14 protein-coding genes are annotated in these 16,184 nt (G+C 40.7%); 12 read left to right on the top strand and 2 right to left on the bottom strand.

Features of this window, described 5'->3' with window-relative positions; translation table 11 throughout:
• Positions 1-78 precede the first annotated feature (78 nt).
• From KA713_10490 to KA713_10515, 6 genes are all read left to right on the top strand, one after another.
• Entirely contained in the window at positions 79-2,478 is a 2,400-nt protein-coding gene (locus KA713_10490; GenBank protein ID UXE68972.1) for a phosphotransferase, read from the top strand.
• 2 nt (positions 2,479-2,480) lie between these two features.
• On the top strand, positions 2,481-3,173 hold the full coding sequence (locus KA713_10495; protein ID UXE68973.1) for an acyltransferase: 693 nt from the start codon (positions 2,481-2,483) through the stop codon (positions 3,171-3,173).
• Between the two features lies 1 nt (position 3,174).
• Positions 3,175-4,401: a glycosyltransferase family 4 protein gene (locus tag KA713_10500; GenBank protein UXE68974.1), complete on the top strand. Its 1,227-nt coding sequence runs from the start codon at positions 3,175-3,177 to the stop codon at positions 4,399-4,401.
• On the top strand, positions 4,398-5,510 hold the full coding sequence (locus tag KA713_10505; GenBank protein UXE68975.1) for a glycosyltransferase family 4 protein: 1,113 nt from the start codon (positions 4,398-4,400) through the stop codon (positions 5,508-5,510). Before KA713_10500 ends, KA713_10505 begins: the two co-directional genes overlap by 4 nt.
• Positions 5,511-5,594: 84 nt before the next feature.
• Positions 5,595-6,812, top strand: coding sequence for a DUF1972 domain-containing protein (locus tag KA713_10510; protein UXE68976.1), 1,218 nt, complete (start codon positions 5,595-5,597; stop codon positions 6,810-6,812).
• A gap of 90 nt (positions 6,813-6,902) precedes the next feature.
• Positions 6,903-7,931 (top strand): undecaprenyl/decaprenyl-phosphate alpha-N-acetylglucosaminyl 1-phosphate transferase, encoded by a 1,029-nt coding sequence (locus KA713_10515; GenBank protein UXE68977.1) that lies wholly within the window; start codon positions 6,903-6,905, stop codon positions 7,929-7,931.
• Between the two features lie 65 nt (positions 7,932-7,996).
• Here KA713_10515 and KA713_10520 read toward each other — a convergent pair whose 3' ends face one another.
• Positions 7,997-9,445 carry a M20 family peptidase gene (locus KA713_10520; GenBank protein UXE68978.1) on the bottom strand — a complete coding sequence of 483 codons (1,449 nt, stop codon included), beginning with the start codon at positions 9,443-9,445 and terminating at the stop codon, positions 7,997-7,999.
• A gap of 279 nt (positions 9,446-9,724) precedes the next feature.
• On the opposite strand from KA713_10520, the gene KA713_10525 reads away from it, so the two are divergent.
• The 3 genes from KA713_10525 to KA713_10535 all read left to right on the top strand — a co-directional run bounded on the left by KA713_10525 (position 9,725) and on the right by KA713_10535 (position 11,994).
• On the top strand, positions 9,725-10,051 hold the full coding sequence (locus KA713_10525) for a hypothetical protein (GenBank protein ID UXE68979.1): 327 nt from the start codon (positions 9,725-9,727) through the stop codon (positions 10,049-10,051).
• 212 nt (positions 10,052-10,263) lie between these two features.
• Positions 10,264-11,076, top strand: coding sequence for an SDR family oxidoreductase (locus KA713_10530; protein ID UXE68980.1), 813 nt, complete (start codon positions 10,264-10,266; stop codon positions 11,074-11,076).
• A gap of 108 nt (positions 11,077-11,184) precedes the next feature.
• Positions 11,185-11,994 (top strand): 4-(cytidine 5'-diphospho)-2-C-methyl-D-erythritol kinase, encoded by an 810-nt coding sequence (locus KA713_10535; protein ID UXE68981.1) that lies wholly within the window; start codon positions 11,185-11,187, stop codon positions 11,992-11,994.
• A 46-nt stretch (positions 11,995-12,040) separates the two neighbouring features.
• On the opposite strand, the gene recA is transcribed toward KA713_10535, so the two are convergent.
• On the bottom strand, positions 12,041-13,063 hold the full coding sequence (recA, locus tag KA713_10540) for a recombinase RecA (GenBank protein ID UXE69095.1): 1,023 nt from the start codon (positions 13,061-13,063) through the stop codon (positions 12,041-12,043).
• Positions 13,064-13,200: 137 nt separating this feature from the next.
• Between recA and KA713_10545 the strand changes: the two genes are divergently transcribed.
• From KA713_10545 to KA713_10555, 3 genes are all read left to right on the top strand, one after another.
• Complete coding sequence (locus KA713_10545) at positions 13,201-14,226, top strand: aminopeptidase (protein UXE64950.1); 1,026 nt, start codon at positions 13,201-13,203, stop codon at positions 14,224-14,226.
• Positions 14,227-14,359: 133 nt separating this feature from the next.
• On the top strand, positions 14,360-15,049 hold the full coding sequence (locus KA713_10550) for a response regulator transcription factor (protein ID UXE64951.1): 690 nt from the start codon (positions 14,360-14,362) through the stop codon (positions 15,047-15,049).
• 70 nt (positions 15,050-15,119) lie between these two features.
• The gene (locus KA713_10555; protein ID UXE64952.1) at positions 15,120-16,178 is read left to right on the top strand and encodes a two-component sensor histidine kinase; all 1,059 of its coding nucleotides are present in this window, start codon (positions 15,120-15,122) and stop codon (positions 16,176-16,178) included.
• Positions 16,179-16,184: the final 6 nt, after the last annotated feature.

A 16,184-nucleotide genomic window follows, 5' to 3' on the forward strand; every position in this document is an offset into this window, starting at 1 on the left:
TGGTAATTGTTGCGTCTCATTTTCAGTGAGTTACAATCAGGAACGAATTGTGACAAGATATCTCTAAAACAAATTTAGATGGAACTATCAGTGATTCTTGAAAAGCTTGGCTACGAAACCCAACCAAGTTCTTGTGAAGACGAACTAAAGCTAATGTATTTTCCTAACCCCGATGGTACAGTTAGGTGGTTTTGGCCGGTGGCTTGTCAACAGCCTTACTTTCTCAAGTTCTACAATGTTCAAGGTAAGAAGGCAATGCTCTTCACAGCACTTACTTCAATTGCTTTCAAGTTAGGTCTTCAACGACTATTTTTCAAGCAAATTCAAGTTCCTGTTTCAACATCCATACACGCCAAAAACGTTTTGCCTAAACATTCAAATTGGGCAGCGTTCACAGGTACACCCGGGCCAACACGCAAGGCAATTATCTTTTCTATCGATAATGGTCAAGGGTCCTTCCAAAAAGTAGCCATTGGCGAATCCGCTGCTACCCTTTTGGAAAACGAAAAAACAACAATCCATAGCCTAGCCAACTCCAAGCAAATAACTTTTTCCTTTCCACAACTTATCAATAGGGAAACAAATGAGTTAAAACTTTCTGAAGTAGCCCACGAGGGGATGCGTATGGAAACATTTTCGCATCAACATGAAGAGGCACTTTTAGAAATCCGAAATGAGACGGCAAGTCGAGAGATTATTCAATCGCTTCCCATCTGGAAAGAGTCATTAGAAAAGTTAAGCCGCCTACAACGTTTAGAAAATCCGCGAATTCCAAAAGGAATTCTTAGAAAATTAGAGATACTAATCAACTCCATTCCTGCTCATCAATACATCGCTACGTGTCTCAGTCATGGTGATTTTACTCCTTGGAATATGTATGCAGATCCAAAAGCGGGACTTGCTGTTTATGACTGGGAATGCGCCAAAGGAAACATGCCGTTTGGTTTTGATGCCTTTCATTTCATTATTCAAAATCAAATACTTGTAAAACGAAATCGCTGGAGTGACATAGAGCGACTTATCACTGCACAGCTATTTCAGCCTTCATCGATGCTGGGTGATTACACCCCAGTTCAACAACAATTGTATTTAAAACTATACTTAATAATTAATACAATTTATTATCTAACTGTATACCAAGAACAAATAAACTGGCACATTCAAGTAGAATGGTTAATCAACACTTGGAACGAAGCGCTCTCATCAATGTTGATGAACCAAAAGAGTAATCGCGAGTTGTTGCTAATGGACTTGATTGATTTTTTGAGTAAAAGAAGGTATGCTGCCCTCAAACACAGTAATGAAGCCCCCGAAAAAATTAGTGAATTATCTGACCTAGATCTATTCATCGACTCAACCCATTACCAAGAAACAATCGACTACTTTCACCAGCACACCCTTATTAAAAGTAATAGAAGCAGTCTCAAATCATTTATGGCCTGTGAGCATTTTATTCTAAAGGATGGAGGCTTACTATGCGTAGATTTCATTTGGAAATTGAAACGGAAACAGCTGGAGATGCCTATGTCCAAAGAAATCCTTGACAATGCAAAAGCGAATAGCTACGGACTTAAGGTGGCAGATGCAGTAACCAATGCCCGGTACATTGCATTTTTCTTTGCACTTAACAACGCCATTATTCCCCAACAATACCTTAGCTATCAAAATGCGCTGTGGTTTTCAAAAAATCCGCTTGATCGACTTTTTCTCAACTATCACCAAGGTAAAACTGACAGCAAAGAAATTCGCAATCAAATAAAACATTTACAAGTTAATCGCGGTGGTTTAGCCATACGCAATTGGTTGAATTACATTTTTGATACGATAAGAGAATTTGCTCGCAAAGATGGAATGGTGATTACGCTCAGTGGGGTGGATGGCGCAGGTAAATCTACGGTTATTGAAAAATTAAAGAGTAGAATTGAAAAGCAACTACGCAGGCGTGTAATTGTGCTGCGTCATCGGCCATCCATTTTACCAATTCTAAGTGCTTGGAAAAAAGGGAGGGTTCGAGCTGAGGAAGAGGCTGCTAATCGGTTGCCCCGTCAAGGACGAAACAAGAATATAGCTTCGTCCTTGGCTCGATTTTTTTACTACTATCTAGACTATTTACTTGGCCAATGGTACATCGCGATCAAATATGTGTTTAGAGGATATGTAGTACTGTACGACCGCTACTACTTTGATTTTATAACTGACAGCCGTAGAAGCAACATTGAATTACCCACTGCCTTTGCTAGATGGGCTTATGCCTTCGTTCAGGAACCAGACTATAATTTCTTTCTATTTGCAAAACCTGATTTGATTCTTGCACGAAAGCAGGAGCTGAGTTCCATCACTATTGAGGAGTTGACAAACAAATACCTTTCTCTTTTCGAAGAATTGAACGCTTCAAAAAAACACGCGCGTTACATCTCGGTTGAAAACATTGAATTAGATGCTACCCTTCAATTGATTTTAAGTACAATAAAAAAGTAATCATGAAACTACTTTTTCAAAAAATAATAAAGCTGAGAAACCCTGCTTTTCATTTTGACGAATCCCTTTCAACTTCAGAATTGCTAAAATTCAGTTGGCGCCAACTTCTCAACCTTGCCAGGGGATTACGTTTGGTTCTGGTGTTCAAAAATCCGCGTGCGATTTTACTCGGAAAAAATGTGACGTTTTTCAATATAGCAAAAATCAGGTGGGGAAGATTCGTGAAATTGGAAGACCACGTATGCATGAGTGCCTTGGCAAAAGATGGAATTCTTCTAGGAGATTATGTTAGTATAGGTGCTTTTAGTCGCATAATAGTTTCTACCTCTTTTAATCACATCGGTCGGTTTATCCGAATTGGAAACAATGTGGGTATTGGTGAATTCGCTTATCTAGGTGGTGCGGGTGGCTTAACAATTGGAGCGCACACAATCATTGGTCAATATTTCAGTTGCCATCCTGAGAATCATACTTATGAAAACACAGAAATGCTCATTCGTCATCAAGGGGTTACGCGAAAAGGCATTCACATTGGTGAAAATTGTTGGATTGGTAGCAAAGTGACAATCTTAGATGGCGTACAGATTGGCAACGGTTGTGTTATTGCAGCCGGGTCAATAGTCACGAAGTCTTTTCCAAACAACTGTGTAATCGGAGGTGTACCAGCAAAACTACTTAAAACAAGAAGTAACTGAAATGAAAACAATACTGGCCACGGCTTATGCCGTAAATCCTTATAAAGGATCGGAAGATGGAATGGGATGGAATTTTATTTTACAAATAGCACGCTTCAACAAAATCATTGCCATTACCCGTAAAAATAATCGCGCAAACATTGAGCGATACATGTTGGAGTTTCCGAATGACTTATACCACCAGATTTCGTTTTACTATTTTGATTTACCCTATTGGATGCGTTTCTGGAAAAAGGGGAGCAGAGGAGCACTCCTTTACTTTTGGCTATGGCAGCGGGCAATTCCAAACTACGTACAAAACCAAAAACTTAACTATGACGTTGTACACAACTTAAATTTCCACAACGACTGGACCCCATCGTACCTATGGAAGTTAAAAAAGCCGTTTGTTTGGGGACCAATTGGGCATCATCCATTCATACCTTTTTGCTATTTGAAAAACAGTTCTCTCATCGACATAACCAAAGACCGCCTTTCTTGGCTGGTGAAAAATTTATTTTGGAATCTATCATTTGATCTAAAGAAAACAATTGCGCACTCAAATCACATACTTTGCATGAACAGTCAAGTGGCATCCCATCTGCACTTAAAGTCACACAAGTATTCTGTTGTGCCATCAGTGGCTACTGAAGATTTGGTGTATTCACGAAATCACGACCAAAATAAATTTTCTCTCCTCTCAATCGGAAGGTTCATCCCATTGAAAGGGTTTGACCTTACACTCCTTTCGTTTGCTCAGTTTATAAATGGGCTACCTGAGAATGATAGGGGCAAATGCGAATTAATACTAGTAGGAAGTGGACCGGACAAAAAAAAGTATGAACAGATTGCTCATCAAAATGGAATTTCGAAGTACGTGAGATTTATAGATTGGATGGATCGCTCCCATTTAGTTCAATTGTACTGCCAATCCTCAGCATTCATTTTCCCCTCACATGAAGGTGCCGGTATGGTTGTAGCCGAAGCCCTTTCGTTTGGGTTACCAGTTATCTGCTTAGAAAATTCGGGGGCCGGTGAATTCGTTGACGAACATTGCGGAATTCGTATTTCAGTAAGCAATTTTGAAAAGACAATTGAAGAATTAACAATTGCTATTGGTCAGTTATTCTCAAAACCGCATCACCGCATGAAGTTAAGCAGCGGTGCAAGAGAGCGTTTCGAAACACATTTTAATTGGAACATTAGAGGCGAGCAGCTTCAATATATTTATAAAACTTTATCTATATGAAAATAGTTGCAGTCCATCTATTAAACGACTACAGTGGAAGCCCTAAAGTATTGATGCAATTGACAAAAGGCTGGGTTCAAAGGGGTTTTGAAGTTGTTCTTGCAACCTGTTCAAATCGCGAAGGGTTCTTGAGTGATCTGAAAGGGGTTCAATATCTGAATTATTGGTATAAGTGGAAGGCTAATCCATTTTTACGGCTACTCAATTTCATGGCTAGTCAATCAATTCTGTTTTTTAAGTTGCTAAGGATAATTGAAAGAAAAGATACAATCTATGTCAACACCGTTCTGCCTTTTGGTGCAGCATTGGTAGGAAAGATAAGAGGTTGCCGAGTAATCTACCATATTCACGAAACTTCTATGAAGCCGCGAATACTAAAAGCATTTCTATTTGGCTTAATGAGATGGACAGCTTCAGATGTAGTTTATGTGTCGCACTATCTCCAAAAGCAAGAGCCAACCAAGGGAAAGCCAATCCATGTTCTTTACAATGCTCTTGAATCTAATTTCCTTTCTATCGCGCGACAGATCAAACGAACTCAGAGAACTCCCCGCAACATTCTGATGGTATGTTCACTTAAGGGCTATAAAGGCGTAAACGAATTTATCGCCTTGGCAAAACTAAATGCTCACCTTCAGTTCAAGCTGGTTGTGAACGCCTCGCAAAGCGAAGTCAATGATTTTCAAAATGGAATAACACTTACCTCCAACATTTCCATTTCACCAACCCAAATCAATTTACATCCCTTCTACCAATGGGCCGATATAATCCTGAATCTCTCGAAACCAGATGAATGGATTGAAACGTTCGGTTTAACGATTATCGAAGGCATGGCGTATGGACTACCTGCCATTGTGCCTCCGATTGGTGGTATTGCTGAAATTGTTAAAGATGGAGTCAATGGGTTTTGGGCTGATTGCCGAGATATGGAAAATCTAAACAAAAGACTGAATGACTTGTGTAGCTCAACGATTTATGAAGCATTTAGCACAAACTCATTTGAGATGGCCAATCGCTTTCAAGAAAATGTTTTTCACTTCAAAAGTATTGAAATGTTGCTACGCTCAAGCCGTGGAAAAGTATTCCAAGCTGTGGAAACGTATTTTTGAAAATACTCCGATAAATCAAAAAAATGATTTTTTTAAGATGGCATGTTATTAGCAAAATGTTACAACAGATTTAAATACAAAAAAATGACGCATCAAAAAAAGAAGATTGCTATCATAGGCACGGTAGGGCTTCCCGCCAGGTATGGAGGTTTTGAGACCCTTACAGAACACTTAGTACAAAACATGGGCGAAGAGTATGATTTAACCGTTTATTGCTCTGCCAAAAAATATAGTGCGCACGAACGAGTTAAAACCTACAAAAATGCTCAGCTAAAGTATATTCCATTAGAAGCAAATGGCGCTCAAAGTGTATTATACGATTCTATCTCAATCGTCCACGCACTATTTTATGCCGATGTACTACTAATTCTTGGTGTTGCAGGAGCTTGGTTGCTTCCCTTTGCTAGGTTTTTTACAAAAAAGAGAATCATTGTTTCCATTGATGGTATAGAATGGAAGCGTAATAAATGGAATGGGTTAGCCAAATGTTACTTGTGGTGGGCGGAGAAGCTGGCTGTTAAATATTCTCATATTGATATTTCAGACAATGAATCCATACAAGACTACACGGCTTTACGCTACGGCAGCTTAAGTAGAATTATTGAATATGGAGCAGACCATACACTAAACGTTCAGCCTACCCCAAGTGATAAACTTCTCTTTCCTTTTTTGAAAATTCCGTATGCTATCAAAGTTTGCAGAATTGAACCCGAAAACAATGTTCACAAAGTACTAGAAGCATTTTCAGATTTATCTCTGCATACCTTGGTGATCATTGGAAATTGGAAAAAAAGCGATTATGGTTTAAGTCTTTTAAAAAAATACGAAAGTTACCCCAACCTATTTCTGTTAGACCCCATCTATGACCAACGAACGCTAGATGTGCTGAGGGGCAATGCGTTTGTTTACATTCATGGTCACTCAGCGGGAGGAACTAATCCTTCGCTGGTAGAAGCCATGTATTTAGAGTTGCCCATTATTTCCTATAACGTTTCGTACAATAAAACCACCACTGAATCAAAAGCTCTTTATTTCAATTCAGCAGACGAATTAAAAGAAATCATCCGGTCAACCAATATCCATCGCTTAAAAGAAATAGCATCCACTATGAAAGAAATAGCTGATAGAAGATATACATGGAAAGTGGTAGCCACTGGATATCAACGTATAATAAATGAAGTACTGGTAAGCTCAAAAAAGAAATCAGTTGTGCCCAATGTCAGCCAATTGAATGCGAACTTCCTATTGAAAAATTACGCCAGCCATTTAAAGTATGGTAATTTATTCTTTGAAAAAGTATAGACTTGCTGTACGCCTCCAAAAATTTATCAAGAGATGGAAAACCTAATTGCCCTTATTACTCCCGCGTGCGCATCGCTTATTTTTATACTGATGCTTACGCCACTCATTAGAAAATTTGCCATTATCATTCAATTGGTAGACAAACCAAATGCCAGAAAAGTTCATCATCAACCAACCCCTTTGGTTGGTGGAATATCCATTTTTACGGCAACAACCTTTGCGCTCTTGCTTAGCGATGTGTTTTTGAAAGGGATAGGCACTTTTGTGCCTTTGCTCACGGGTTCATTTGTGATGCTTGCCGTAGGTGTAATAGATGATAAAATGAATATCAAGCCAATTTACCGTTTGGGTATTCAACTAGTTTGCGCTTACAGCATTGCTGAGTCTGGCATTCGGATACATTCCTTTTATGGCATTTTGGGGATCACGGAAATTCCGATTCTCTCCCAATACTTAATTACTATTTTAATAATTGCTGGAGTAGTAAACGCTTATAACTTAATGGATGGTATTGATGGATTACTCGCCAGCTTGGCACTTGTTACATTTCTAGTATTTGGTGCTATTGCCTATCGTTTACACGCTTTTGAATTAACTGCAATGTATCTTACTATCATCGGTTCAATAGTAGGTTTTTTGAGATTTAATTTCAGCAAGAAAAATAAAATATTCATGGGCGATGCAGGTTCATTGTTACTAGGATTTATTTTAGTTGTCAGCGGAATCTACTTACTGAATTTATCTTACCAAACAGAAAAAACAAATAACCCACAAATTCTTGTCTTGGTCGTTGGAGTATTCCTAGTACCTGTGTTAGACTCGTTGCGTGTTTACCGATCCCGTATCAAACGAGGTAGTTCTCCTTTCAAAGCAGACAAAACACATATTCATCACTTGTTTCTTTTCATTGGTACCAGTCATAAAAAAACCACGCTGGTTATTTCAACTGCATCGGTTTTAATAGCACTCATCTCCGCTAGTCTTTGCAGCATTCTATCAATAACTTGGGGTTTAATAATTGGCTCCCTCCTATTTACTATTTTCTTTATTGTTCTTGCAATCAACCATGCAGTCATGGAGTGGAGGAAGAAAGTAGAGCATCTGGAAAACAAAGTTTGAATGGAATTCAAACTACTTTAGTTTGCTAGGGCCGAAACAAAGCTCGGATTTAAGTTAGCTTCGCATCAATTCAAATCTTTCAGTAACTGCTCGTAAAACCACAAGGCTGTTTGATAACTCTCTAAGCTCACGCGCTCATCTATTCCGTGAAAGCCAATAGGGTCAATCATTGGGCTGAATTTAACAATGTTGTCTGACACTTCTCCAAAATGCCGCGAGTCAGTGGCGCCCAACATCAAAAAGGGTGAACTCAATAAATTAGGATATGATTTCTTGATGGTTGTCTCCACTTTTTGATATCCATACCCATCCATTGGGGTAACAGCCGATGCTTCTGCCATTGCCCCTGCATCCAACCGACTTATTTTCACATGATCATTGTCAATTATTTTTTTCACGCGGTCAATCACATCTTCTGATAAGTCACCCGGCAGCAATCGAAAGTTGACCGTTGCTTTCGCCTGCGTGGGAATCACATTGTCTTTAATACCAGCGTTAATTATTGTGGGCGCAATGGTGGTGCGCAACATGGCACTGCCCGGAGCACTTTTATCATATGTGCCAATGATCAATCCTTTGAACAACCAAGGATTTGCAAAGGCCATCTTTTGGACAAACGGCATTTCGGGGCCAAGGCTTTTTATAAAACCCTGCATCGGAACTGAGAACTGCGGTTCGAATGGATGGCTGCGCAAGGTTACAATCGCTTTGGTCAGTATGTCGATAGCCGTTTCCTTTTCAGGCATGGAACTGTGACCACCGGGTATCTCAACCACTAACTCAATGGAGAGGTATCCTTTTTCGGAAGTGCCCACTAAGGCGACTGGTTCTTTCATGCCAGGTATTTTTTCTTTGGTAATGATGCCGCCTTCGTCCATCACCATCTCCGCTACAATGTTTCGTTGCTTCATCAGTTGCGCAATGGCCACCGCGCCTTTGCCACCCAATTCTTCATCGTGGCCAAATACTAAATACACCGTTCGTTCAGGTTGAAAATTCTCAATCACTAATTTCTCTACACTTTCACAAATCGATACCAAGTTGATTTTATCATCGGTAGTGCCACGCCCCCAAATGAAATTGTCTTTGACCGCTCCTGCAAAAGGGTCAGATGTCCACATGGATTGGGTCGCTTCTTCGATCGGCACCACATCTTGGTGCGCCATCAGTACAATTGGCTTTAATGAAGTATTTTTCCCCTCCCATTTGTAAAGCAGACTATATCCTAAAACAATTTCGCGCGTAAGCTTTTCATGCATTTTGGGATAGGTGTTTTCCAAAAATTTTCGGAACGCTAAAAATTGGGTAGAATCAAACAATGCCGGATTGCCAAACGAAATGGTTTTGATGGCAATGGCTTGCTGAAAATGTTGTAATGAAGTTTCAGGGATAGCAGGCGCGGGAAGTGCGGCTACTTTTGTCTGGATGGATGTGAATTGAAATGTTTTAAAAAGAACGATGCCTACGACTAGTAAAATAGCTAGCAGAAGGAGGAGAAGGGTTTTCTTTAGCATGGTAAGGATTAGTAATTTTTATATCAGACTGAATTTTAGTTCACCTACGTGGATGGACGCGAAGTCTTGAAGTAAATTAGGAGCAGCCATCATCATGAAAGTTGGAGAATTGAAGCTGAAAATACAAATATTGAAGAAAGATGATTCTTCAATTCTTTGCAATCTTCTCCGTCAGTCAATGGTCATGCTGACGTAAAGATTTCAGCCGCTTACATGATCTTCAATTTAACGAAAGTAACTTTTTGCATGCCTTACATATATTTTCAACTTTAACCACGCATGAAAAAAATTGCAGAAAAAATTATTGTGGCGGTATTCACGGTCACGGCTGGAAATGTTTTCAGCCAAGGGATTGTAAACTCCGCACAACGTGATGTTGTGCTCACAAATCACATGGAACCAATGAAAGATGGTCTGAAACTTTTTGCTTTTAATGGCATCACTACCATCCGGGACATGTTGGGGCATCCACGGCATTTGGAGTTGCGTACCAAAATCAAAAGTGGAGAAATACTCAGACACAGATTTTACGCCTCATGCCCATCAGCCAATGGTAACAGTGTGAAAACAGTTTATGATGGAATCAACACATGCCATTGCACCTAAGTCCATAGAGTGATCACAGGGCATAACAAAGGCGAGTTTAGTACCTCCGCAATCATTTATTTTTATATTAGGTGGTTTTAGGTTGGTCAAAATTAGTGCAATCTTTCTATTTCAATAAAAAACTACAATGCCTACCCCCTAGTTTGAGAGCTTAACTTCTTATGGGTTTTACTTTATTGCTTAATATTGCGAACTAAATTAAACTCCACTTTATGGCAAACAACCTACTGAAGGGCAAAAAAGGAATCATTTTTGGTGCTTTGGATGAAAACTCGATCGCTTGGAAGACCGCTTTGAAAGTGAAAGAAGAAGGCGGAACGTTTACCCTTACCAATGCCCCCATTGCGATGAGGATGGGCAAAATCAATGAATTGGCCAAAACTTGCAATGCTGAAGTAATACCAGCCGATGCCACTTCTGAGCAAGACCTTACCAACCTTTTTTCCAAGTCCATGGAAGTATTGGGTGGCAAATTGGATTTTGTGCTGCATTCTATTGGCATGAGCCCCAATATCCGAAAGGGAAAAGAGTATGGCGACATGAATTACGATTGGTACTTGAAAACCTTAGATATATCCGCGCTTTCGTTTCATAAAGTATTGCAGACGTCTGAGAAATTGGATGCTTTAAATGAATGGGCCTCGGTAATTGCTTTGAGCTACATTGCCGCACAGCGCGCTTACCCAGATTACACCGACATGGCTCAAGCGAAAGCCATGCTAGAGTCTATCGCCAGAAGTTATGGCCAACGCTATGGGTCTAAAAAGAAGGTTCGCATAAATACCATTTCGCAATCGCCTACCAGAACTACCGCTGGTGCGGGAATATCAGGCTTTGATGTGTTTTTTGACTTTGCCGATATGATGTCGCCACTTGGCAATGCCACGGCAGAAGATTGTGCTAACTACATTACCGTCATGTTCTCTGATTTCACTAGAATGGTGACCATGCAAAACTTGATGCACGATGGCGGATTCTCCAGTTCAGGAATTACCGATTCGTTGGTTCAAAAACTTACAAAATAGGTATTGGTAGGGAATTAGGTATTGTGGCTTTGGGATTGGGCTTTGGGCATAGTTTAGCACTTTCCACTTACCGAATACCGATTACCTCTTACCAACCACCACTCACAAATGATTGCCTTTCCTCCTTGCAAAATAAACCTGGGGTTGCATGTAGTGGCCAAGCGTGCCGATGGTTATCATGATATTGAGACGTGCTTCTTTCCCGTGCCGTGGACGGATGTTTTGGAAATTATCCCAGCCTCCGAGTTTCAATTTACTTCTACAGGCATTGACATTCCTGGAAAGGAAAATGAAAACCTATGCGTAAAAGCGTTTGCACTTCTGCGCGATGCGTTCAAAATCCCTTTTGTCAAAATTCATCTTCATAAAATAATACCCATGGGTGCGGGCTTGGGCGGAGGATCGTCTGATGCCGCGCATACTTTGCGTTTGCTCAATACCATTTTTGAATTGAAGTTGTCTACCGAACAACTGAAAAATTATGCAGCGCAATTGGGCAGCGATTGTTCGTTTTTTATTCAGGATGAACCTATGCTTGGAACGGGGCGGGGTGAAATACTAAATCCTATTTCCGTAAAACTTGCTGGATATTATTTGGTATTGGTAAAACCCAATGTGCATGTTTCTACCAAAGATGCGTATGCAGGACTAACACCAAAAACGCCACTTCATGAAATTAAAGAAGTGCTGCTGCAGCCAGTGAATAGTTGGAAAAACTTACTCATCAATAATTTTGAAACATCCGTCTTTCAGAAATTTCCTGAAATCGAAAAAGTAAAAACCAGATTGTACGAATTGGGCGCAACCTATGCGTGCATGAGCGGGTCAGGTGCTACCGTTTTTGGTTTATTTCAAAAACCGATTTCACTGAAAGGAGGATTTAAAGATTGTGATTACTTTGAAACAGCATTGAAATAGAAGAGTCAGGTTTCTGTTACTTGAAACCAGAAACCTGTTGACCTGCTTACTCCTCTTCCTTCTTTATTTCCGCTCCAGTAGCAAACTTCTCTTTAATTTTTTTCTCCAACTCTTCCATCAATTCAGGGTTGTCTTCAATCAGTTGCTTCACCGAGTCGCGGCCTTGACCAAGTTTGTTGCCATTGTATGAGAACCACGAGCCGGATTTTTGAATTACGTTGAGTTCTACACCCAAGTCAACAATTTCGCCCGATTTAGAAATGCCTTTTCCATACATGATATCAAACTCCACCACTTTAAAAGGAGGCGCCACTTTGTTCTTCACCACTTTCACTTTTACACGGTTGCCCGTAATGTTGTCGGCATCTTCTTTAATTTGGCCAATCCTGCGGATGTCTAGCCGAACAGAAGCGTAAAATTTCAAAGCATTGCCACCCGTGGTCGTTTCAGGGTTGCCGAACATGATGCCGATTTTTTCGCGCAACTGGTTAATGAAAATACACGCACAGCCGGTTTTACTGATCGTTCCTGTGAGCTTTCTCAATGCTTGCGACATCAAGCGTGCTTGCAAACCCATTTTGCTCTCGCCCATTTCACCTTCCAATTCTGCCTTTGGCACCAAGGCCGCTACCGAGTCAATCACAATAATGTCAATCGCGCCAGAGCGGATGAGATGCTCGGCAATTTCCAATGCTTGTTCACCATTGTCGGGTTGCGAGATCAGCAGGTTTTCGGTATCGATACCTAGTTTTTCGGCATACGTTTTATCAAAGGCATGCTCGGCATCAATAAAAGCGGCCAAGCCACCTCGCTTTTGTGCTTCGGCAATGGCGTGCAGCGTTAATGTTGTTTTACCAGACGATTCAGGTCCATAAATCTCAATTACCCGACCGCGAGGTAAGCCACCAATGCCCAAGGCAATGTCCAGTCCTAGCGAGCCGGTGGGTATAGCGGGGATGTCCACAATCCGCTGATCGTTCAACTTCATTACCGTGCCCTTTCCATAGGTTTTTTCCAGCTTATCAATGGTAAGTTGGAGGGCCTTCATTTTTTCTTTTACATCGCTCATATCTTCTGTTGGGGTTGCTACTGCTCTGCTCATGGTTTTAGTATTTAAAATGCTAAATTAGTTAGTAAATACTAAAAAACAAATCATTTGGTTAAAAATTCAGTCAAATATGACTAAAGTGGCTTACTTTACGCATTGTGATTAAAAAGATATTTTTTGCTGTAGTACTTGTTGTCGCTATTCTGGTGGTTTGGAATTGGTCATTGGTCTATTACGGAATTCGACAAGGAATGGGCCAGTTAGAAATTGTTTGGAATGCCCGGCCAGTGGAAGAGTTTCTTCAAGATCCTTCTTTTCCTGATTCATTAAAGCAAAAATTGCGGCTTATTGACGAAATCAGAAAGTACGCCATTGACTCCCTTGGCCTGAAAGACACCAAAAACTATAAAACCTTATACGATCAAAAGAACCAAGAGGTAATGTGGGTGGTGCAAGCGTGCGAACCGTTTGCCTTACAGCCTAAAGTGTGGGATTTCCCCATTGTGGGCACCGTGCCTTACAAGGGGTTTTTCAACAAAGAAAAAGCGTTGGGCCTACGCAAAGAATTGGAAACAGAAGGGTATGACGTAAGTGTGCGCAATCCGGGAGGATGGTCTACCTTGGGTTGGTTTACCGATCCCATTTTGAGCGGCATGTTGGATCGGAGCGAAGGCGATTTAGCCAGTTTGATTATTCATGAAATGGTGCATGCCACGGTGTTCGTAAAAGATGATGTTGATTTCAACGAAAACCTGGCCGATTTTATAGGAGACACTGCTGCTTACTACTTTTTGAAATATAAGTTTGGGGCCGATTCAAAACAATACTTGGATTATCTGCACAGCGACCAAGATTACCGAAAGTTTACCAAGCACATATTGCGTGGCACGCAATCGCTGGATAGCTTGTACAACACCTTACGGCCCCAAGAGCCGATTGAGCAAAAGAAAGAAAAGAAACGGGCGATGATTGAGAAGATTGTTACCTCTATCGATACATTAAATCTATATACCAAACGCAAAGGTGAGAGGATGAAAAAATACCTGCCCAACAACACATTCTTTATGTCTTACCGATTGTACAAAGCAAAGCAAGATGTGTTTGGAGTGGAGTTGGCCGAGAAGTTTAATGGAGATATGAGGTCGTATCTAAAGCATCTGACCAATAAGTATCCTTTTTTGTGAGGGACTAGTTTAATAGAGGATCCAATTGCTACTACCTACTCGTTTACCGGATTAAGTAATTGTTAAGTTGTTAACATTGGTTTCCGAATAGCTTAATTTCAGTCTACCTTTAACCCGCAATTAAAAATCGGTTATGGCCAACAAATCGGCACAAAAAATTTTAGTGGTAGATGATGAAGAGCCTATTTTGGAGTTGCTCAAATACAACCTTGAAAAAGAAGGCTACGATGTGCGTGCCGCCAACGATGGGCAGCAAGCGGTAGAGACAGCCAAAAAATTTCATCCGGATTTGGTTCTCTTGGATATTATGATGCCAAAGATGGACGGAGTGGAGGCCTGTAGGCAAATCCGCGCCATTCCAGAACTGGTTAACACTTTTATCATCTTCTTAACGGCTCGCACCGAAGAGTATTCTGAAATTGCCGCCTTTGATGGAGGGGCCGATGATTACATTCAAAAGCCGATTAAGCCGCGCGCGCTCATGAGCCGCATCAGTGCGCTTTTCCGCAGAGATTCAAAAAAGAAAAATGAATCGAGCCAAATAAAAGTAGGAGATTTAATCATAGATCGCTCGAGCTATACCATAAAAGTAAAGGGCCGAGAAGTTAGCCTTCCAAAAAAGGAATTTGAACTGTTATTCTTCTTGGCTCAAAATCCCAATAAAGTTTTCAATCGCGATGAGCTGTTGCAAAATATTTGGGGATCTGATGTTTACGTACTCGCTCGAACCGTAGACGTGCACATCCGCAAGGTGCGCGAAAAAATTGGGGAAGATTATATTTCTACTGTAAAAGGTGTGGGGTATAAATTCAATTTGGGTTAACCCTTTGCTGCCGTCCCCAAAACTGGTAGCTCACAATCAATTTTGTACTTTGCGCTAAAATTAAACCGGCATGGTTTATAGCGCCCGAACACTTTCTCTTTTATTGGCTTTTTCGATAGCGATTGTCACCACACTCTTTCTTTCGTTGGTAGATGGTGTAGAGCGAGGGGCTTTGTTGGTAGCGGGCATTATCAGTTTTTCAGCTTCTTATCTGCTTACATTTGTGATTTTAGAGTTTTTGGTTTTTAGAGAAATCAACAAAATCTATAAGCTAATTGGTAAGTTAAAAAAGAAAGAACTTTCGGGTATCGCCAAGCAAAAATCAGGTGCACTCAATCCGTTGGAAAAAATCAACGAAGAAATTTTTTCATTCGCTACACTCAAGCAAAAAGAAATTGACGAGCTGAAAAAATTGGAAGCATTCCGCAAAGAATTTATTGCCGATGTGAGTCATGAATTGAAGACCCCCATTTTTGCTGCGCAAGGTTTTGTGCACACCTTGCTGGATGGTGCTGTCAACGATAAAAATGTACGCACCCGATTCTTAAAAAAGGCAGCCAAAAGTTTAGATGGGCTCGATGACCTGGTGCAAGACCTGCTCACGTTATCTCAAATAGAAACGGGTGATATAAAAATGCATTTTGAGCAATTTGATATGCGCAAATTGTGCGAAGAGGTAGTGGAGCAGTTTGAGGAAAAAGCAGAGAAGAAAAAAATCAAATTGAAATTGTTGGCCGATAATCCTACCAAATACCATGTGTATGCCGATTATAAACGCATCACCCAAGTGGTAAACAACTTGGTTTCCAATGCCATCAACTATACGCCTGACGAAGGCGAAGTTTCGATCAGTTTTGATACCAGCAAAAAGTTTGTCACTACGCTTGTGGTCGATACGGGAGAAGGCATACCCGCCTCACACCTTACCCGAATTTTTGAGCGCTTCTACCGCGTAGATAAAAGCCGCAGCCGAGAGAAGGGTGGAACTGGGTTAGGGCTGGCCATTGTAAAACACATTTTAGAAGGTCACAGTACCAAAGCAGAAGTACAAAGCACCGTGGGCGTTGGTTCTGTTTTCAGTTTTAAGCTGCCACGGTTGAAGGGCGATGGAGAGCAAGCTGATAATTGATCTGAA

Source organism: Chryseotalea sp. WA131a, from assembly GCA_025370075.1.
In the GTDB taxonomy this organism is placed as follows: Bacteria; Bacteroidota; Bacteroidia; order Cytophagales; family Cyclobacteriaceae; genus ELB16-189.